Source organism: Pseudomonas spartinae, from assembly GCF_965197125.1.
Taxonomy (GTDB): Bacteria; Pseudomonadota; Gammaproteobacteria; order Pseudomonadales; family Pseudomonadaceae; genus Aquipseudomonas; species Aquipseudomonas composti_A.
Genome location: NZ_CBDAMB010000009.1, coordinates 160313 through 179855, shown reverse-complemented (window position 1 = coordinate 179855; position 19543 = coordinate 160313). Strand labels below are relative to the sequence as shown.

The 19543-nt window shown below is 63.8% G+C and carries 20 protein-coding genes; 5 read left to right on the top strand and 15 right to left on the bottom strand.

From position 1 onward, the window contains the following. Positions 1 to 6: 6 nt before the first annotated feature. Entirely contained in the window at positions 7 to 1011 is a 1005-nt protein-coding gene (locus tag ACN8M7_RS19545; protein ID WP_061240120.1) for an AraC family transcriptional regulator, read from the bottom strand. Positions 1012 to 1131: 120 nt separating this feature from the next. On the opposite strand from ACN8M7_RS19545, the gene ACN8M7_RS19540 reads away from it, so the two are divergent. Then, positions 1132 to 3510 (top strand): penicillin acylase family protein, encoded by a 2379-nt coding sequence (locus ACN8M7_RS19540; RefSeq protein ID WP_490261850.1) that lies wholly within the window; start codon positions 1132 to 1134, stop codon positions 3508 to 3510. Between the two features lie 593 nt (positions 3511 to 4103). Here ACN8M7_RS19540 and ACN8M7_RS19535 read toward each other — a convergent pair. Beyond that, on the bottom strand, positions 4104 to 4547 hold the full coding sequence (locus tag ACN8M7_RS19535; RefSeq protein ID WP_061240118.1) for a hypothetical protein: 444 nt from the start codon (positions 4545 to 4547) through the stop codon (positions 4104 to 4106). Here ACN8M7_RS19535 and trmL point away from each other — a divergent pair. Further along, positions 4546 to 5010 (top strand): tRNA (uridine(34)/cytosine(34)/5-carboxymethylaminomethyluridine(34)-2'-O)-methyltransferase TrmL, encoded by a 465-nt coding sequence (gene trmL, locus ACN8M7_RS19530; protein WP_061240117.1) that lies wholly within the window; start codon positions 4546 to 4548, stop codon positions 5008 to 5010. The two genes, ACN8M7_RS19535 and trmL, sit on opposite strands and share 2 nt — an antisense overlap. A 61-nt stretch (positions 5011 to 5071) precedes the next feature. On the opposite strand, the gene secB is transcribed toward trmL, so the two are convergent. From secB to ACN8M7_RS19515, 3 genes are read right to left on the bottom strand one after another with little or no spacing between them, the layout of a single operon-like run. Beyond that, complete coding sequence (secB, locus tag ACN8M7_RS19525; RefSeq protein ID WP_490261849.1) at positions 5072 to 5557, bottom strand: protein-export chaperone SecB; 486 nt, start codon at positions 5555 to 5557, stop codon at positions 5072 to 5074. A 28-nt stretch (positions 5558 to 5585) separates the two neighbouring features. Beyond that, entirely contained in the window at positions 5586 to 5846 is a 261-nt protein-coding gene (grxC, locus tag ACN8M7_RS19520; protein WP_037002286.1) for a glutaredoxin 3, read from the bottom strand. A gap of 1 nt (position 5847) precedes the next feature. Beyond that, entirely contained in the window at positions 5848 to 6261 is a 414-nt protein-coding gene (locus tag ACN8M7_RS19515) for a rhodanese-like domain-containing protein (RefSeq protein WP_490261848.1), read from the bottom strand. Positions 6262 to 6408: 147 nt separating this feature from the next. On the opposite strand from ACN8M7_RS19515, the gene gpmI reads away from it, so the two are divergent. The 3 genes from gpmI (at position 6409) to ACN8M7_RS19500 (ending at position 10632) form a co-directional block, all read left to right on the top strand. After that, positions 6409 to 7941 (top strand): 2,3-bisphosphoglycerate-independent phosphoglycerate mutase, encoded by a 1533-nt coding sequence (gene gpmI / locus ACN8M7_RS19510; RefSeq protein ID WP_490261847.1) that lies wholly within the window; start codon positions 6409 to 6411, stop codon positions 7939 to 7941. A gap of 107 nt (positions 7942 to 8048) precedes the next feature. Beyond that, complete coding sequence (locus ACN8M7_RS19505) at positions 8049 to 9287, top strand: murein hydrolase activator EnvC family protein (RefSeq protein WP_061240107.1); 1239 nt, start codon at positions 8049 to 8051, stop codon at positions 9285 to 9287. A 28-nt stretch (positions 9288 to 9315) separates the two neighbouring features. Further along, positions 9316 to 10632 (top strand): S41 family peptidase, encoded by a 1317-nt coding sequence (locus ACN8M7_RS19500; RefSeq protein WP_490261846.1) that lies wholly within the window; start codon positions 9316 to 9318, stop codon positions 10630 to 10632. 158 nt (positions 10633 to 10790) lie between these two features. On the opposite strand, the gene ACN8M7_RS19495 is transcribed toward ACN8M7_RS19500, so the two are convergent. The 10 genes from ACN8M7_RS19495 to ACN8M7_RS19450 all read right to left on the bottom strand — a co-directional run bounded on the left by ACN8M7_RS19495 (position 10791) and on the right by ACN8M7_RS19450 (position 19225). Continuing rightward, positions 10791 to 11546 (bottom strand): substrate-binding periplasmic protein, encoded by a 756-nt coding sequence (locus ACN8M7_RS19495; protein ID WP_061240103.1) that lies wholly within the window; start codon positions 11544 to 11546, stop codon positions 10791 to 10793. 71 nt (positions 11547 to 11617) lie between these two features. Beyond that, positions 11618 to 12373: a substrate-binding periplasmic protein gene (locus ACN8M7_RS19490; protein ID WP_061240101.1), complete on the bottom strand. Its 756-nt coding sequence runs from the start codon at positions 12371 to 12373 to the stop codon at positions 11618 to 11620. Between the two features lie 133 nt (positions 12374 to 12506). Further along, entirely contained in the window at positions 12507 to 13262 is a 756-nt protein-coding gene (locus ACN8M7_RS19485; protein ID WP_490261845.1) for a substrate-binding periplasmic protein, read from the bottom strand. A gap of 84 nt (positions 13263 to 13346) precedes the next feature. Then, positions 13347 to 14081: a substrate-binding periplasmic protein gene (locus ACN8M7_RS19480; protein ID WP_490261844.1), complete on the bottom strand. Its 735-nt coding sequence runs from the start codon at positions 14079 to 14081 to the stop codon at positions 13347 to 13349. A 210-nt stretch (positions 14082 to 14291) separates the two neighbouring features. Continuing rightward, positions 14292 to 15062 carry an imidazole glycerol phosphate synthase subunit HisF gene (gene hisF, locus ACN8M7_RS19475; protein ID WP_490261843.1) on the bottom strand — a complete coding sequence of 257 codons (771 nt, stop codon included), beginning with the start codon at positions 15060 to 15062 and terminating at the stop codon, positions 14292 to 14294. 96 nt (positions 15063 to 15158) lie between these two features. Further along, on the bottom strand, positions 15159 to 15896 hold the full coding sequence (hisA, locus tag ACN8M7_RS19470; protein ID WP_490261842.1) for a 1-(5-phosphoribosyl)-5-[(5-phosphoribosylamino)methylideneamino]imidazole-4-carboxamide isomerase: 738 nt from the start codon (positions 15894 to 15896) through the stop codon (positions 15159 to 15161). A 37-nt stretch (positions 15897 to 15933) separates the two neighbouring features. Further along, positions 15934 to 16188, bottom strand: coding sequence for a DUF2164 domain-containing protein (locus ACN8M7_RS19465; RefSeq protein WP_061240091.1), 255 nt, complete (start codon positions 16186 to 16188; stop codon positions 15934 to 15936). Further along, positions 16188 to 16826, bottom strand: a complete 639-nt coding sequence (gene hisH / locus ACN8M7_RS19460; RefSeq protein WP_061240089.1) for an imidazole glycerol phosphate synthase subunit HisH — start codon at positions 16824 to 16826, stop codon at positions 16188 to 16190. The genes ACN8M7_RS19465 and hisH overlap by 1 nt, the downstream gene beginning before the upstream one ends. Further along, complete coding sequence (gene hisB, locus ACN8M7_RS19455; RefSeq protein ID WP_061240087.1) at positions 16827 to 17420, bottom strand: imidazoleglycerol-phosphate dehydratase HisB; 594 nt, start codon at positions 17418 to 17420, stop codon at positions 16827 to 16829. It lies immediately after the preceding gene. 146 nt (positions 17421 to 17566) lie between these two features. Continuing rightward, positions 17567 to 19225, bottom strand: a complete 1659-nt coding sequence (locus tag ACN8M7_RS19450; RefSeq protein ID WP_490261841.1) for an OFA family MFS transporter — start codon at positions 19223 to 19225, stop codon at positions 17567 to 17569. Positions 19226 to 19543 lie beyond the last annotated feature (318 nt).

Genomic DNA, 19543 nt, shown 5'->3' with positions numbered 1-19543 from the left:
CGAACCTCAGCCACGCCCGCGTGGCGTGCCGCCCTGCCAGCGGCGAAACGCCCGGTAAAACGGCGACAGCTCGGCAAAGCCGCACGCACGCGCCACTTCACGCACACCCAGGCCCTGATCCAGCAGGCGCAATGCGCGCAAGCGCCGCACCTCGTCGTGCAATGCGCGAAAACTGCTGCCCTGCTCGCTCAGCGAGCGCTGCAAGGTACTGCGCGGGCTGCCCAGCGCCACTGCACAAGCCTCCAGGCTGCAGGTCGTCGCGCCCAGATTGACCTCGAGCCAGTAGCGCACCCGCACCAGCAGCTGGTTCTCCAGCAATCCGGCCAACTGCTTCTCGGCTTCCTCGCTGAGCACCTCGAACAAGCGCGGGCTGGCACTGCGCGAGGGCCGCGAGAGCGACGCACGCGACAGGATCAGCACGTCATGTGGCTGTGAGAAGCGCGGTTCGACACCGAGCAGGCGGCGGTGCTCGGCTAACCTGCGCGGCGCGCGATGGCGAAACTCCACGCCCAGCAGTGGCAACTCGCCGCCCGCAGACGCCAGCATCTTGCTCAGCAGCACGGCCAGACACTCCATCTGCTGACGCAACGAGCCAACCTCGCGGTAGTTGAGATCGATCACCAGACGCACTTCATCGCCCTGCTCCTCCAACCTGGCGGCAAAGCCACCGGAGAGGATGTGCTGGAAGCGCACGAAGGCCTGCAGGCCCTGGCGCAGATCACGCGCCGCCAGCAGCAGGTAACCGACCACGTCCATCGGCCGTGGCTGCATCACCTCGCCCAGGTGCAGGCCGATGTCGACATCCCCGCTGATTCCCTCCAGCGCCTGCCAGAAGCGCGGCGCATTGTCGTGTTCCTCTCGCGCCTCCAGCAACGGAGCCGCCAGCGCCACACCGGCATAGGCGCGGCGGTAGGTATCGGTAGGATCGAACCCCAATGCGGCCAGCGCCTCGTAGAGCAGGCGGCGCAAGGTTGAAGAGTGGGTGAGTGCGACGAAGGCGTTGTCGACCATGGCAGACTCAGACAGATATTGACCATAGACTTTCAATATTGAGGCATAAGGTCAATGCCGGCACGCAGGCGCCCGCGCAAAATGCTCGCTCGCTTGCCCCACAACAATAAGGATCGCTCGATGAAACGCTCCCTGACCGCCCTTGCCCTGGTGATTGCCGCCGCGGCTGGCGGCCTGACCTGGTACCTGCACGACAAGCAACCGCAGCGCGACGGCGAGCAGGTACTCGCGGCCCTGCAGGCGCCGGTCACGGTCGACTACGACGAACGCGGCGTGCCGCACATCCGCGCCGAGAACGAGGCGGACATGTACCGCGCCCTGGGTTTCGTGCATGCCCAGGACCGTCTGTTCCAGATGGAGCTGCTCAGGCGCCTGGCGCGCGGCGAGCTGGCCGAGGTGCTCGGCGAAAAGCTGGTCCCCACTGATCGTCTGTTCCGCACCCTGGAAATCGGCCGCCATGCCGATGCCTACGCGGCCCGCCTGGATCCCGCCAGCCCGTCCACCCAGGCATTGCTGCACTACCTCGAAGGGGTCAACCAGTACCAGGCCAACCGGCCACGCCCGCTGGAGTTCGACCTGCTGGGCATCGAGCCGCGCCCATTTACCCTGGCAGACACCCTGAGCGTCGCCGGCTACATGGCCTACAGCTTCGCGGCCGCACTGCGCACCGAACCGCTGATGACGCATATCCGCAACGAGCTGGGCGCGGACTACCTCAAGGTCTTCGACCTCGACTGGCACCCACAGGGCGTACTTGGCCCTTCCCTGGCCGCCAATGACTGGAAGGACCTGTCCGCCCTGGCCCAGCTCAGCAACAGCGCCTTACAAGGCACTGGCCTGCCGCAGTTCGAGGGCAGCAACGCCTGGGCGCTGTCCGGCAGCCGCACCGCCAGCGGCAAACCGCTGCTGGCGGGCGATCCGCACATTCGCTTCTCGCTGCCGGCAGTCTGGTACGAAGCCCACCTGCAGGCACCCGGCTACGAGCTGTACGGTTACCACCACGCGCTGATCCCCAGCGCCATGCTCGGCCACAACCGTGATTTCGCCTGGAGCCTGACGATGTTCCAGAACGACGATCTCGACCTGATCGCCGAGCGCGTCAACCCGAACAATCCCGAGCAGGTCTGGTATCGCGGTAACTGGGTCGATCTTCAACAACGTACCGAGAGCATCCGGGTCAAAGGCGCCGAGCCGGTGCAGATCACTCTGCGCCGCTCACCGCACGGCCCGATCATCAACGATGCTCTGGGCCAGACCAGCGGCAGCACGCCGATCGCCATGTGGTGGGCCTTCCTGGAGACCGACAACCCGCTCCTCGACGCCTTCTACCAGCTGAACCGCGCCGACAGCCTGGACAAGGCCCGCGCCGCCGCCGAGAAGATCGAAGCGCCCGGCCTCAACGTGGTCTGGGCCAATGCCGCCGGCGATATCGGCTGGTGGGCGGCCGCCAAACTGCCGCTACGCCCGAGCGGGGTCAATCCGACCTTCATTCTCGACGGTGCCAGCAGCGAAGCGGACAAGCTCGGTTACCAACCATTCAGCGCCAACCCACAGGAAGAGAACCCGCAGCGCGGCTACATCGTCTCGGCCAATTACCAGCCGGTGCCGGCCAGCGGCATCGAGATTCCCGGCTACTACAACCTGCCTGACCGCGGCCAGCGCCTGAACCAGCGCCTGAGCGATGCCTCGGTGAAATGGGACCTGCACAACAGCCAGGCCCTGCAGCTCGATACCGGTAGCGACTACCCCAAACGGGTGCTGACCCCGATCCTCGACGAGTTGCGCGCCGCCGCCCAGGGCGAGCAGGAGCAAGCCATGGTGCAGGCCCTGGCCGACTGGAACGGCGAACATCCGCTGGACTCGGTGAGCGCCACCCTGTTCAGCCAGTTGCTCTACCAGCTGGCCCACGAGGCCATGGCCGATGAACTGGGCGTTGCCTTCTTCGACAGCCTGCTGCAAAGCCGCGCGCTCGACATCGCCCTGCCGCGCCTGACAGCTGACGCGACTTCGCCCTGGTGGCGGCGCCAGGGGGGCAGCGGCGAGGAAACCCGCGCACAGATCGTCGCCGACGCCTGGCGTGCCAGCCTGGCGCACCTGCACGCGCAGTTCGGTGATGACCCCGCCGATTGGCAATGGGGACGCGCCCATACCCTGACCCACAGCCACCCGCTGGGCCAGCAACAGCCGCTGGCCTGGTTGCTGAATGCCGGCCCGTTCGCCGCGCCGGGCAGCCACGAAGTACCGGACAACCTCTCGCACAAGATCGGCCCAGCGCCCTGGCCAGTGGTCTACGGCCCCTCGACCCGACGCCTGATCGACCTGGCCGATGCCAGCACGGCGCTCGGCGGCAACCCCGTGGGCCAGAGCGGCGTCCCCTTCGACCCACACTACGCCGACCAGGCCGCCGGTCACGTGCTCGGCGTATACCGTCCACAACACCTGAACACCGAGGATGTGACGGCCAACAGCCAGGGCACGCTCAGGCTGCTGCCCCGCTAAGCGCTGCCCGGCCTGCGCACGCTGCGTCGCAACGACCAGCGTGCACCACGTAGCCGGGCAGCTCCGTTCACCGCGTGGTGCGCCGCCGGTGCATCACGCTGCACACTGGTGCACGTCTCCCGCAACGAACGCCTCGCTGCGCCCGCCTGCCCTCCGCAAAGCCCAGGAAACAAGGGCTTCACGTCCATGTAAGAAAACTGGCACACGCCCTGCATAGGCTTAAGCAACTCAAGTTTCGGGGGCCTTGGTACAGGCAGGCTGGGGAATCCCCTTCTTTATTCGACGTGATCACCACGTCACAAGCGGCGCCACCGCTCATTCGAGAGCACGCCGCTACCCGTTTCGGGGACCTTGGTACAGGCAGGCCGGGGGATCCCCACTTTATTCGACGCGCTCGCCGCGTCACGACCAGCGCCACCGCTCATTGCAGAGCCCGGCGCAGCCCGTTTCGGGGACCTTGGTACAGGCAGGCTGGGGATCCCTTCTTTATTCGACGCGCTCACCGCGTCACAACCGGCGCCGCCGCTCATCCCAGAGCGCAGCGCTGTCAGTTTCGGGGACCTTGGTACAGGCAGGCCGGGGGATCCCCTTCTTTATTCGGGACGCAGTGCCAGTCGCGCACGCCAACGTCCATCCTCTTGTGCACCGCGCCACTCCCCGTCCAGCGGACGGGGCGAGACCAGCACCAGCAGCAGATCCCTTCCGTCGCGCTCCACACGCCAGTTCACCAGGCCAAGCGGCAGTTTGAGCTGGCCATCGCGCACCCGCCCGTAGGCATCCTCGTAGCGATACACCAGAGCGCCGTCGACATGCTCGACGCGAGCTTGTGGCTCACGGTTGAGCCAGAGCTGCAGCCCCTGCTCCCAGGGCTCGACGTCCTCGATATGAATGCGCGGCGGCTCGAACAGACGCCCGAGCATGACCCCGACGAGGAAGGCGATCAGCATCACCGACGCCATAAAACGCCAGCGCAAACGCGGCCGTGGATCCTCTGGCGGCGTAGAATGGCGCTCGTCCCAGTGCTCGGAGTGCTGCATGTTCCACGTCATCCTCTTTCAACCGGAAATACCGCCCAATACCGGCAACATTATCAGGCTGTGCGCCAACAGCGGCTGTCAGCTGCACCTGATCGAGCCACTGGGCTTCGAGCTGGACGACAAGCGCCTGCGCCGCGCCGGCCTGGATTACCACGAATACGCCACGCTCAAGCGCCATCCGGACCTGCCGAGCTGCCTCGACAGCCTTGGCCAGCCGCGCCTGTTCGCCTTCACCACCAAGGGCTCGCAGCCGTTCCATGAGGTCGCCTACCAGCCCGGTGACGCCTTCCTGTTCGGCCCGGAAAGCCGCGGCCTGCCCGAGGACGTGCGCAATGCCCTGCCACCCGAGCAGCGTGTGCGCCTGCCGATGCGCGCCGGTTGCCGCAGCCTGAACCTCTCCAACACCGTGGCCGTGACCGTTTACGAAGCCTGGCGACAAAACGGCTTCGCCGACGCCGAGTAAGGCGCCAGACGGACACAAAAAAGCGCCCCGCGGGGCGCTTTTTCATGCAACCGAGCCGCGCTTAGTGAGCGGTGGTTTCGCCGGACTGCTGCATGCGCTGCAGCTCCTGGGCGTACAGCGCGTCGAAGTTCACCGGCGACAGCATCAGCGCCGGGAACGAGCCACGGATCACCAGGCTGTCCAGCGCTTCACGGGCATACGGGAACAGGATGTTCGGGCAGAACGCGCCGAGGGTGTGGCTCATCGAAGCGGCGTCCAGGCCCTTGATCAGGAAGATGCCTGCCTGCTGAACCTCAGCGATGAAGGCGACTTCTTCGCCGTTCTTCACGGTTACCGACAGGGTCAGCACGACTTCATGGAAGTCGCCGTCCAGAGCTTTCTGGCGGGTGTTCAGGTCCAGGCCAACGCTCGGCGTCCACTCCTGACGGAAGATTTCCGGGCTCTTCGGCGCTTCGAAGGACAGGTCCTTGACGTAGATGCGCTGCAGGGAGAATTGCGGGTTCTGCGAATCGTCAGCGGCTGCGCCGCTGTTGGCTTGCTCGGTCATGGCGTTTGCCTTCCTTAACGTTGAGTGTTCAAGCGGGGCTCTGCAGCAGCGCATCGAGCTTGCCGGCGCGCTCCAGGGCATAGAGGTCGTCACAACCACCCACGTGGGTGCTGCCGATCCAGATTTGCGGTACCGAGGTGCGCCCGGCCTTGCGGGTCATCTCCGCGCGAATGGCCGGCTGGCCGTCAACGCGGATTTCCTCGAAGTCCACCCCTTTGCTGGCCAGGAGCTGCTTGGCCCGCATGCAGTAGGGGCACCAGTCGCTGGAGTAGACGACCACGCTGGCCATGTCACTTCACCAGCGGCAGGTTGTCGCCACGCCAGGTAGCGATGCCACCGGACAGCTTGGCGGCGGTGAAACCGGCCTTCTTCAGCTCGCGGGCGATGCTGCCGGCGTGCTGACCCATGGCGTCGACCACGACGATGGTCTTGGCCTTGTGCTTCTCCAGCTCGGTAATGCGCGTAACCACCTTGTCGTAGGGGATGTGCAGCGAATCGACGATATGGCCTGCGGAGAAGTCCTTCTGCGCACGTACGTCGAGCACCACGCCCTGGTCGCTGTTGACCAGCGCGGTGAGCTCGCGGCTGGACAGGCTCTGCCCGCCCTTGCGCATTTCGGTGATGATCAGCAACACCAGCAGAACGGCAAACGTTCCACTCAGAAGATAGTGGTTGGTGATGAATTCAATCAGGTGAGCGAGCATCTATAGGACCCAGGGCGGTAAAATGCCGGCCAGTATACACAGCCCCACAGGTCGGCCAAACCCCGTCCGGCAGTGACGCGCCAGGCGCTTGGCCCTAAAATGCCGGGCTGTTCCATTGCCCCCTCAGACGCAGAGCGAGCCAGTTTAATGAGTGCCACGCCAAAACCCTTGGTTCTGATCATCCTCGACGGCTTCGGTCACAGCGACAAACCCGAGTACAACGCCATCTACGCCGCCAACACACCGGTCTACGACCGCCTGCGTGCCACCTACCCGCACGGCCTGATCTCCGGCAGCGGCATGGATGTCGGCCTGCCGGACGGACAGATGGGCAACTCGGAGGTCGGCCACATGAACCTCGGTGCAGGGCGTGTGGTGTACCAGGACTTCACCCGCGTAACCAAGGCAATCCGCGACGGCGAATTCTTCGATAATGCGACCATCAACCAGGCCGTGGACAAGGCCGTGGCCGCCGGCAAGGCCGTGCACATCCTCGGCCTGCTCTCCGATGGCGGCGTGCACAGCCATCAGGATCACATCGTCGCCATGGCCGAGCTAGCCGCCAAGCGCGGCGCCGAGAAGATCTACCTGCACGCCTTCCTCGATGGCCGCGACACGCCGCCCAAGAGCGCGCAGCCGTCCATCGAACTGCTCGACGCCGCCTTCGCCCGCCTCGGCAAGGGTCGCATCGCCAGCCTCACCGGCCGCTACTTCGCCATGGACCGCGACAACCGCTGGGATCGTGTCGAGCAGGCCTACCACCTGATCGTCGACGGCGCCGGCCAGTTCAACGCCGCCAGCGCAGTCGAAGGCCTGCAGGCCGCCTACGAGCGCGGCGAGAGCGACGAGTTCGTCAAGGCCACCACCGTCGGCACGCCGGTGCAGGTCGAGGACGGCGACGCCGTGGTGTTCATGAACTTCCGCGCCGACCGCGCCCGCGAACTGACCCGCGCCTTCGTCGAGCCGGGCTTCAAGGAATTCGAGCGCAAACGCGCGCCGCAGGTCGGCTTCGTCATGCTCACCCAGTACGCGGCGAGCATCAAAGCGCCCAGCGCCTTCGCTCCGGAAGCGCTGACCAACGTGCTCGGCGAATACCTGGCCAAAAACGGCAAGACCCAGTTGCGCATCGCCGAGACCGAGAAATACGCTCACGTCACCTTCTTCTTCTCCGGCGGCCGCGAAGAGCCGTTCGAGGGCGAAGAGCGCATCCTGATTCCGTCGCCGAACGTCGCCACCTACGACCTCAAGCCGGAAATGAGCGCACCGGAAGTCACCGACAAGATCGTCGATGCCATCGAAAATCAGCGCTATGACGTGATCATTGTCAATTACGCCAACGGTGACATGGTCGGCCACACCGGCGTGTTCGAGGCAGCAGTCAAGGCCGTGGAAACCCTCGACACCTGCGTCGGCCGCATTGCCGAGGCACTGGACAAGGTCGGCGGCGAAGCGCTGATCACCGCCGACCACGGCAACGTCGAGCAGATGGAAGACGAGTGCACCGGCCAGGCGCACACCGCCCACACCTGCGAACCGGTGCCGTTCATCTACGTTGGCAAGCGCCCGGCACGCATCCGCGAAGGGGGCGTACTGGCCGACGTGGCACCGACGCTGCTCACGCTGATGGACCTCGAACAGCCAGCCGAAATGACCGGCAAGACCATCGTCGAGTTGCAGTAATCGACAGAAAACAAGAAACGCCCCGCGCCATAAGGCCTGGGGCGTTTTTTTTGCCCGGCAGCGCGGGCATACTAGGCCTCAATTCGCCCTCCGGTGTCGCCTCGCCCATGCTTCGCATCCTCGTCCTGATTCTGCTCAGCAGCCTGATCGCTCCGGCCATCGCCGATCAGCGTGCCGATACCCAGCGCCAGCTGGAAGCCGCACGCCAGGACGTCGCCGAGCTGAAGAAGCTGCTGGAGAAACTGCAGCAGGAGAAATCCGGCGTGCAGCAGCAGTTGAAGAAGACCGAGACCGAGATGGGCGAGCTGGAAAGCCAGGTCAAGGACCTGCAGCACGAGCTCAAGGACAGCGAGCAGGAAATCCAGCGCCTGGATCAGGAGAAAAAAAAACTCCAGAGCGCGCGCACTGAACAGCAGCGACTGATCGCCATCCAGGCGCGGGCCGCCTATCAGAGCGGGCGCCAGGAGTATGTCAAGCTGCTGCTCAACCAGCAGAACCCGGAAAAGTTCTCGCGCACCCTGACCTATTACGACTACCTCAGCCAAGCCCGCCTCGAACAGCTCTCGGCCTTCAACGAGACCCTGCGCCAGCTGGCCAACGTCGAGCAGGAAATCACCAGCCACCAGGCCCAGCTCCAGGCGCAGAAGGCCGGTCTGGATGAGCGTCACGCCAAGCTCGCCGAGGCGCGCAAGGAACGCCAGCAAGCCCTGGCCAAGCTCAACCGCGACTTCGCCAGCCGTGATCAGCGCCTCAAGGCGCGTCAGCAGGAGCAGGCCGAACTGGGGCGCGTGCTGAAGACCATCGAAGAGACACTGGCCCGTCAGGCCCGCGAAGCCGAGGAGGCACGCAAGCGCGCCCTGGCCGCCCAGAAGACCGAGCAGGCACGCCCAGGCAGTCAGCCAAGCGGCCCACTGGTGACCTCCGGCGCCGTCTATGGCGGGCCTTTCGCCAGCGCGCGAGGTAAGCTGCCATGGCCGGTCGATGGCCGATTGGTAGCACGCTACGGAACCCCTCGCGGCGGCGACGCTCGTACTAAATGGGACGGCGTGCTGATCGGCGCGCCGGCCGGCAGTCAGGTACGCGCCGTGCATGGCGGGCGAGTGGTATTCGCCGACTGGTTGCGCGGCGCCGGCCTGTTGGTCATTCTCGACCATGGCAACGGTTATCTGAGCCTGTACGGCCACAACCAGAGCCTGCTCAAGAGTGCCGGAGACGTGGTCAAGGCCGGCGACCCCATCGCCACCGTTGGTAGCAGCGGTGGCCAGGAAACATCGGCGCTGTACTTCGCCATTCGCCAGAACGGCCGTCCGAGTGATCCGGCACAATGGTGCCGCGCGCAGGGATAAGCGCTTTATCCATTTAGGAGTTGTGTTCATGCCCCATCGCTTTCGCCCCACCTGCCTGGCTCTGGCCCTCGGGCTGCTGCTTGGCACTCCAGCCCTGCAAGCTGCCGAGCCTGCCCCCGCGCCGGCACCGGCGGCGAGCAGCAAGGCCCCGCTGCCACTGGATGAACTGCGCACGTTTGCCGAGGTGATGGACCGCATCAAGGCCGCCTATGTCGAGCCGGTCAGCGACAAGACCCTGCTGGAAAATGCCATCAAGGGCATGCTCAGCAATCTCGACCCGCACTCGGCCTACCTCGAGCCGGAAGCCTTCGCTGAACTGCAGGAAAGCACCAGCGGCGAATTCGGCGGTCTGGGCATCGAGGTCGGCATGGAAGACGGCTTCGTCAAGGTGGTATCGCCCATCGATGACACGCCCGCCTCGAAAGCCGGCATCCAGCCTGGCGACCTGATCGTCAAGATCGACGGCCAACCGACCAAGGGCCTGTCGATGATGGAAGCCGTCGACAAGATGCGCGGCAAGGCCGGCAGCAAGATCGAGCTGACCCTGGTGCGTGATGGCGGCCGCCCGTTCGACCTGACCCTGACCCGCGCCGTGATCAAGGTGCGCAGCGTGAAGAGCCAGATGCTCGAAGACGGCTACGGCTATCTGCGTATCTCGCAATTCCAGGTCAACACCGGCGAGGAAGTCGGCAAGGCACTGACCAAGTTGCGCCAGGAGAATGGCAACAAGAAGCTGAGCGGCCTGGTCATGGACCTGCGCAACAACCCGGGCGGTGTGCTGCAGGCTGCGGTGGAAGTGGCCGACCACTTCCTCAAGAGCGGGCTGATCGTCTACACCGAAGGCCGCCTGGCCAACTCCGAACTGCGCTTCAACGCCGATCCGGCCGACGCCAGCGAAGGCGTGCCGCTGGTGGTGCTGATCAACGGTGGCAGTGCCTCAGCCTCGGAAATCGTCGCGGGCGCTCTGCAGGATCACAAACGTGCAGTGCTGATGGGTACCGACAGCTTCGGCAAGGGTTCGGTACAGACCGTGCTGCCGCTGAACAACGACCGCGCGCTGAAACTGACCACGGCGCTGTACTTCACCCCCAACGGTCGCTCGATCCAGGCTCAGGGCATCATCCCCGACATCGAGGTGGCACGCGCCAAGCTCACCCGCGAGCAGGACAGCGAAGGCATCAAGGAAGCCGATCTGCAGGGTCACCTGGGCAATGGCAATGGCGGCGCCGATCGCCCCAGCCGTGGTGCCCAGGCTGCGCGTGCGGATCGCCCGCAGGACGACGACTACCAGCTGAGCCAGGCACTCAACCTGCTCAAGGGCCTGAGCGTCACGCGCGGCAACTGAGACAAGCAGGCAATACGAAAAAGCCCGGACAACTGTCCGGGCTTTTTCTTGTCTTCAGGAGCTTGTCGCGGGACGCCGAGGTGAAGCGCACCGGGGCCGGCACCAGCGTCACGGCTACTGCGCCCTGCCCACCCTGCGGTTTTCGCAACCGCAGATGATTACAGGTAATTCTCGGTAATGTCGTCGATGAAGCCGTCGGCACGCATCTGGTCCAGTGCCTTCTGCAGACGCTCGACCACTTCGTCCGGAGTGTCCTTGTTCAGCGCCAGGTACAGCTCGGCGTCATTGAAGCGCAGCACGGTGTTGAGGCCGCTGACGTCTTCCTGCTTGGCCAGGTAGCGGCCGACCGGGTCGGTGGTGGCCCACAGGTCGATCTGCCCGCGCACCAGCTTCTTCACGTTCTCCTGGTCACGCAGGGCGTTGAGTGGCTCCAAACCCTGGCTTTCCAGATGCTGGCTGACCGCATCGTTCTTGTAGGCGCCGACGCGGTACTTGGCAGCGTCCTTGAGGCTCGACACCTTGATATCGTTACCCGGCGCAGCGAGCAGCACCCAGCCGGTCTTGGCCAACGGTCCCACCCACTTGAACAGCGGTTTGCGCTCCTCGGTATAGGTGGTGGAGAACAGGCCGTAGTTGGGCTTGTCCAGGGTCAGGCGATAGAGACGATCCCAGGGGAAGCGCAGGGTCAGGGTGTAATCGATGCCGGCACGCTTGAACATTTCGCGCACGATGTCAGCACTGATGCCATCGATCGAGTCATCTCGGGCAAAGTTCTTGTCATCGATCGCCATGTTGAACGGCGGGAAATTCTCGGTCAGCAGGATTACCTTGTAATCGCGCGGCAGTTCCGCATGAGCGATACCAGCACCTAGGCACAGTGCCAAAAGCAGACGTTGACTCAGTTTCTTCAGCATAAGAGCGACTCCCCAGACTTCATATCGACGGGATCAGCCACCGCACAGGGCAGCTGCTTCCGCACCGACAATCACATGTAGTTTCTCTGTATATCGTCCAGCACGCCTTCGGCACGCATCTGCTCCAGAGCAGTTTGCAAACGCTGCACCACTTCATCAGGGGTGTTGCGATTGAGCGCCAGGAACAACTCCGACTCGTTGAAGTGCAATACCGTCTGCAGGCCGGTGACGTCTTCCTGCTTGGCCAGATAGCGCCCCACCGGATCGGTGGTGGCCCATAGGTCGATCTGCCCACGCATCAGCTTCTTGGCATTTTCCTGATCACGCAGCGAATCATACGTGGTCACCCCCTGGCCAGCCAGATAGAGACTGACCGCGGCATTCTTGTAGGCACCTATACGGTATTGGGCTGCATCCTGCAGGCTCGACACCTTGATCTGGCTATCAGGCGCCGCGAGCAACACCCGGCTGGTCTTGGCCAGCGGGCCAACCCACTTGAACAGCGGCTTGCGCTCCTCGTTAAAGGTGGTGGAAAACAAACCCACATTGGGCGTGTCCAGGGTCATCTTGTAGACACGATCCCAGGGGAAACGCAGGGTCAGGGTGTAATCGATGCCGGCACGCTTGAACATCTCACGCACGATGTCGGCGCTGATACCGTCGATGCTATCGCCACGGGCGAAGTTCTTGTCGTCCACCGCCATGTTGAAGGGCGGGAAATTCTCGGTCAGCAGTACCACCTTGTAATCCCGTGGCAGCTCCGCGTGGGCGAAGCCGGAGGCGAGAAACAGGGCGACGAACAAGCTTTTCTTCAGAGTTTTCAGCATAAGACGTACCGCTCGCATGGCTTTAGGTTTCGGCTAGCGACATCCTTGCATGGACCCGAGGCCGGTCATTGGCGCTCAGTGGCTTGCCGTCCATGGCCAGCGACCGACTCGTAGTCGGTCGCGTATTCGGTGCTTACAGATAACTGTTAAGAGTCTTCTCGACGAAGCCTTCGGCGCGCATCCGATCCAGCGCGCCCTGCAACTTGGCGACGATCTCGTCGGGTGTTTCCCTGTTCAGTGCCAGGTACAGCTCGGCACTGTCGAAACGCAAGACGGTCTTCAGGCCGGAGATGCCTTCCTGCTTGGCCAGGTAACGGCCGGCCGGATCGCCCGTGGCCCAAAGATCGATTTGTCCGGCGACAAGCTTGCGCGCATTTTCCTGGTCGCGCAGCGACGTGCTGTGATCCACGCTCTTGTCGGTCAGGTACTCGGAGATCGCATCGCCCTTGTAAGCGCCGATGCGATAGGACTTGGCCTCATCCAGGCTGCTCAGGTTGATCGGGCTGTCCCCCTTGGCCAGCATCACCCAGTCATCGGGACCGATCGGGCCCACCCATTTGAACAGTTGCTCACGCTCCGGCAGACGCGCGGTGACGAATACCCCATAGCCTGGCTTTTCCAGAGCCAGCTTGTAGATACGATCCCAGGGGAAGCGCAACGTCAGGTTGTACTGGACCTCGGCGCGCTTGAACATTTCCTTGACGATATCCACAGCGACGCCGTCGATGTTGTCTTCCTGGGCGAAGTTCTTGCCGTTGTTCGCCATGTTGTATGGCGGAAAGTTTTCGGTGAGCAGGACCACGTTGTAGTTCGGGTCCACTTCGGCGCGCGCGGCACCGGCCAGCACCACAAGGGTGCCGCCCAGCGCGATCAGCAGGCGTTTGAACATGGCGTTTCTCTTTTTAATAAAAGGCAGACCTCATCAGAATAACCGCCATACCCTCCCCAGCCCAGCGATTACTGGCAGTGTGCCTCAGTAGCGCGCCTCGATGCTCTTCAACGCCCCCTCGGCCCGCAGCGAGTCCAATGTACGTTGCAACTTCTGCACCAGCTCATCAGGGGTTTGCCGGTTGAGCGCCAGGTACAGGTCGGCCTTGTACAGGTGCTGCACCACCTTGAGGCTCTCCACCCCCTCCTGACGTGCAACGAAGCGCCCAGCCTGATCCGAAGTGACCCACAGATCGATCTGCCCACGCTCGAGCTTGCGCACGTTCTCGGCATCGCGCAGCGCTGTCTGCACCTCGATACCCTTGTCCAACAGGAACTGGGTCTTGGCATCGTCCTTGTAGCCGCCAATGCGGTAACGCCGCGCATCCTCCAGCGAGCCCAGCTGGATAGCGCTGTCGCCCTTGGCGAACAACACCCAGTCGTTGCTGGCGATCGGGCCGACCCACTTGAACAGTTTTTCGCGCTCGGCCGTGCGCGCCGTGGAGAACAGGCCATAACCGGCATCATCCAGGGTCTGCTGGTAAACACGCTGCCAGGGGAAGCGCAGGATCAGCTGGCACTCGACACCGGCTCGCTCGCAGACGGCGCGCAGGATGTCGGCGCTGATGCCGGAGACATTGTCGTCGCGCGCAAAGTTGTTGCCAGTGACCGACATGTTGAATGGCGGCAGGTTCTCCGTAAGCAGCACCAGCGACTCCGCACGCGCAAGACTGAGGCCACAGGACAGGGCCAGGATGGTCACGAAACGAATAAGGAACATGAAGACTCCGTGTCGAAAATGCTCGGCAAAAGATGCCCTCCGCGATCGCGGGGACGAGGGATTCAGGGATATGCGGAGAATGCTAGCGAGATTGCCGGCACTTTGCCGTCGACTCGCCCGCAGCTTTGCGCCAAGGCAGCGTGGCACGGGCGCTTCGGGGAGCAGAGCGGGTCGCTCAGAGCCGCTTGCGCGGCCCGAGCGAGGCAGTCATCAGCGGACGACGATGCCGCGGCTGGCCAGATAGGCCTTGGCTTCCGGCACGCTGTATTCGCCGAAGTGGAAGATGCTCGCGGCCAGCACCGCATCGGCCTTGCCTTCGAGGATGCCGTCGGCCAGGTGCTGCAGGTTGCCGACGCCACCGGAGGCGATCACCGGCACGCGCACGGCCTCGCTGATGGCGCGGGTCACGCCCAGGTCGTAGCCGCTCTTCACTCCGTCCTGGTCCATGCTGGTGAGCAGGATCTCGCCGGCGCCCAGGCCTTCCATCTTGCGCGCCCACTCGACGGCATCCAGGCCGGTCGGCTTGCGCCCGCCATGGGTGAAGATTTCCCAGCGCCCCGACTCACCCGGCGCCGATACGCGCTTGGCGTCGATGGCGACGACGATGCACTGCGAGCCGAAACGCGCGGCGGCTTCGCCGACGAACTCGGGGTTGAACACTGCCGCAGTGTTGATCGACACCTTGTCGGCACCGGCATTGAGCAGGTTGCGGATGTCCTGCACGGTACGCACGCCACCACCGACGGTGAGCGGAATGAACACCTGGCTGGCCATGCGCTCGACCGTATGCAGGGTGGTGTCACGACCGTCGACGCTGGCGGTGATGTCGAGGAAGGTGATCTCGTCGGCACCTTGCTCATCGTAGCGGCGGGCGATCTCCACCGGGTCACCGGCATCGCGGATGTTCTCGAACTTGACGCCCTTGACCACGCGGCCATTGTCGACGTCGAGGCAAGGGATGATACGTTTGGCCAGTGCCATATCGGTGCTCTCGCAGTTCTGTAGGGTGGGCAACGCTCTTTTTGCCCACCATTGTTCGGTGGACAGCCCATGAAGGCTTTCCACCCTACGGCTGACTTAACCTTTGAAGCTGTCGCAGAAGCTCTGCGCTTCGGCCACGTCCAGGGTGCCTTCATAGATGGCACGGCCGGTGATGGCGCCGATGATGCCGGGCGAACGCGCCAGCAGCAGTTTCTCGATGTCGCCAAGGTTGTGGATGCCGCCGGAAGCGATCACCGGAATGCGACTGGCGGCAGCCAGCGCTGCGGTCGCTTCGACGTTGCAGCCCTGCATCATGCCGTCTTTGGCGATATCGGTATAAACGATGGCGGACACACCATCGGCCTCGAAGCGCTTGGCCAGATCGGTAGCCTGCACGCTGGAGACTTCCGCCCAGCCGTCGGTGGCGACGAAACCGTCCTTGGCATCCAGGCCGACGATCACCTTGCCGGGGAAGGCCTTGCAGGCCTCGGTGACGAACTCGGGCTGCTTCACTGCCTTGGTGCCGATGATCACGTAGCTGACGCCAGCGCGCACGTAGTGCTCGATGGTCTCCAGGGTACGGATACCGCCGCCGATCTGGATTGGCAGATTGGGGTAACGCTTGGCGATGGCGGTGACCACCTCGCCATTGACCGGCTGCCCTTCGAAGGCGCCGTTGAGGTCGACCAGGTGCAGGCGACGGCAACCGCCCTCGACCCACTTGGCGGCCATGCTCACCGGGTCATCGGAGAACACCGTGGAGTCTTCCATGCGGCCCTGGCGCAGGCGCACGCAGGCGCCGTCCTTCAGATCGATAGCGGGGATAATCAGCATCGGTTGAACCTGCTCAAGTTTGAATTCGGTGAGGCGCTCAGTTCTTTTCGAGCGCCCAAAGGTCACTCTCGATGCTTTCGAACCTGTCTTTCAGGTGCGCCTGCACGTCGAGAATCGCCTTGTTGTAATAGTGCGGAGCCAGCTCGCGGGTGATCAGATCGAGCACCTCCTGAACTTCGAAGGTCCCCAGCTGCAGCTCGAAACGCTCATCGAGAAAGCGCTGCAACATCAACAGCGCGGCCTGCTCCTGAGCAGGTTCGAGCGCGAGACTGGGAACCTTGGCGCGGGCCATTACCAGCGGCCATCCCAGGCGGCGAAGTTCTGCAGCAGCTGCAGACCGTGGGTATGGCTCTTCTCCGGGTGGAACTGCACGGCGAAGCGCGAGCCTTCGGCCAGCGCGGCGGCGAAGTCCTTGCCGTAGCGGCCACGACCGACCACCTGTTGCGGCTTGCCGGCCTCGACGTAGTAGCTGTGCACGAAGTAGAAGCGCGCCTCGTCCGGAATGTCGTGCCACAGCGGGTGCTTGACCGCCTGGCTGACCTGGTTCCAGCCCATGTGCGGCACTTTGAGGCGCTCGCCCTCTTCGCTCAGATCCTTGCCAAAGAAGCGCACCTGGCCGGGGAACAGGCCGATGCAATCGACACCGTCATTCTCTTCGCTGCGCTCGAGCAGCGCCTGCATACCGACGCAGATACCGAGGAACGGACGGTCGACGCTGACCTCACGCACCAGCTCGTCGAAGCCCAGACGCTTGATCTCGGCCATGCAGTCGCGGATCGCGCCAACACCGGGAAACACCACGCGGTCAGCCTCGCGGATCACCTTGGCGTCGGAAGTCACCAGCACACGGCCAGCGCCGACGTGCTCCAGCGCCTTGGCCACCGAGTGCAGGTTGCCCATGCCATAGTCGATTACGGCTACCGTCTGCATTTACAGGCAGCCCTTGGTCGAAGGCATCTGCCCGGCCATGCGCGGGTCCAGCTCCACTGCCATGCGCAGCGCGCGGCCGAAAGCCTTGAACACGGTTTCGATCTGGTGGTGGGTGTTGTGCCCACGCAGGTTGTCGATATGCAGCGACACCAGCGCGTGGTTGACGAAGCCCTGGAAGAACTCCTGGAACAGGTCGACATCGAAGTTGCCCACCACCGCACGGGTGAACGGCACGTGCATCTGCAGGCCCGGACGACCGGAGAAATCGATCACCACGCGCGACAGCGCCTCGTCCAGCGGCACATAGGAATGGCCGTAGCGGGTCATGCCCTTCTTGTCACCAATGGCCTTGGTGAAGGCCTGGCCGAGGGTGATACCGACATCCTCGACGGTATGGTGGTCGTCGATATGCAGATCGCCCTTGCACTCGATATCGAGGTCGATCAGACCATGACGGGCGATCTGGTCGAGCATGTGCTCGAGAAAGGGCACACCGATATCGAAGCGCGCCTTGCCGGTACCATCCAGGTTGATCGAGACCTTGATCTGGGTCTCCAGGGTGTTGCGCTCGACGAATGCCGTACGTTCGGCCATCACCAGCTCCACGAATTACTAACGGAAAAAGGCCAGCATTATAGGCGTGCCGGGGCGGCAACGGCTACCGGCGATGGCCGAACGGCCAGAAACGAAAAAGCCCGCGCAGGCACCAGGCCTGCGCGGGCTTTTGCAACAGCTCGGCGTTACTGGAACAGTACGACAGTCTTCTGCAGGGTGATCCATACACCCCAGGCCAGCGGCACGCCCACCACCAGCCAGGCAGCGATCACCAGCGGCTTGCTCGACGGGTCAGCCGACCACTCCAGCTCGCTCGCAGCCGGTGCCGACTTCTCGCCATGGGCGCGCTCGGCAGCCAGTTCGGCCTCGCTCATGAAGTACTTGGCCGCCACCGGACGCACCAGGGCGTTGCAGATGAAGCCCAGCACCAGCAGGCCGGCGAGGATGTACAGGGTGATGTCGTAGGCTGCGGCCTTCTCCACACCGATGCTCAGCTGATACTCGCGCAGGTAGTTGACCAGCACCGGGCCGAGCACGCCAGCGACCGCCCAGGCGGTCAGCAGGCGACCGTGGATCGCACCGACCATCTGCGTGCCGAACAGGTCGGCCAGGTAGGCCGGCACAGTGGCGAAGCCGCCGCCATACATCGACAGGATGATGCAGAAGGCCAGCACGAACAGCGCCAGGCTGCCCAGGTGACCCAGCATCGGCACCGAGGCGTAGAGCGCCAGGCCCAGGCCGAAGAACACGAAGTAGGTGCCCTTGCGACCGATGAAGTCCGAGCAGGACGCCCAGAAGAAGCGGCCACCGATGTTGAACAGACTGAGCAGACCGGTAAAGCCGGCAGCGATGGCGGCGATCTCGGCCAGCTGCGCGCCGCTGAGCTGGTTGAACGCCAGGTCGACCCCGATCAGCTTGCCGGCGAAAACCTCCTGCAGCAGCGGCGATGCCATGCCGATGATGCCGATGCCAGCCGACACGTTCAGGCACAGTACGGCCCAGACCAGCCAGAATTGCGGAGTCTTCAGCGCGGTATCAACGTGCACGTGGCCCTTGGTGATCATCGCGTTGTTGGACTTGGCCGCCGGCGCAGTCCAGCCGGCCGGTTTCCAGCCGGTCGGCGGTACGCGGTAAGCCAGAGCACCGCCCATCATGAAGATGAAGTAGATCACCGCCATGACCGCGAAGCTCTGCCACACGCCGACGCTTTCCGGGGTTGCGAAGTGGTTCATCAGCATCGCTGCCAGCGGCGCACCGACCATCGCGCCACCGCCGAAGCCCATGATCGCCATGCCGGTGGCCATGCCGCGCTTGTCCGGGAACCACTTGATCAGGGTCGAGACTGGCGAGATATAGCCCAGGCCCAGACCAATACCGCCGATCACCCCCGAGCCCAGCCACAGCAACCAGATCTGGTGGGTATAGATACCCAGCGCGGAAATCATCAGACCGCCGCACCAGCACAGCGCCGAAACGACACCGGCCTTGCGCGGGCCAGCATGCTCCAGCCAACCACCCCAGATGGCGGCCGAGCAGCCGAGGAAGACGAAGAACAGGGTGTAGATCCAGCCGAGCATGGAAATCTGCCAGTCGCAGTTACTGGCGAAAACCTGCTCGAAGAAGCCCATTTCCGGGGCGCAGGCCGTGGCGGCAGTGATACCGACCGCCTTGGACAGGGGCAGCCAGAATACCGAGAAGCCATAGGCCATACCGATACACAGGTGAATAGCGAGAGCGGCTGGCGGAACCAGCCAACGGTTGAAGCCGGGACGGGCGATGATGCGTTCCTTGGACAGGAATGCCGGCTTCGCCGCGACACCGCCCAATGCAAAGGCGTCAGTCATAGGTGTGGTCTCTTCTTATTGGTTATGAGCAAGCCAAAGCGACCGCTTCAGCTCGCCCAGGCAAAAGCTTGCAGAGAGTAGCACCCAGCCGCGAAAAATCGCCGCGCGCGATGTCAATTATTATCAATTCATGCAGATTTTTTTGCCGCTCCCGCAGAAATCCCCAAGCCCATCTCCGAGGCGTGATAGACGGCTTCGATCCACCCGCAGGCTCATTACGCGCCACCGCCAAGGGGAACCGCCCGCAGTGATTCCGATCCAAGCTCGAGCCGATCCCTGCTCATTGCCATCATCAAGCGTCTGAGCCGGGCAGCATGA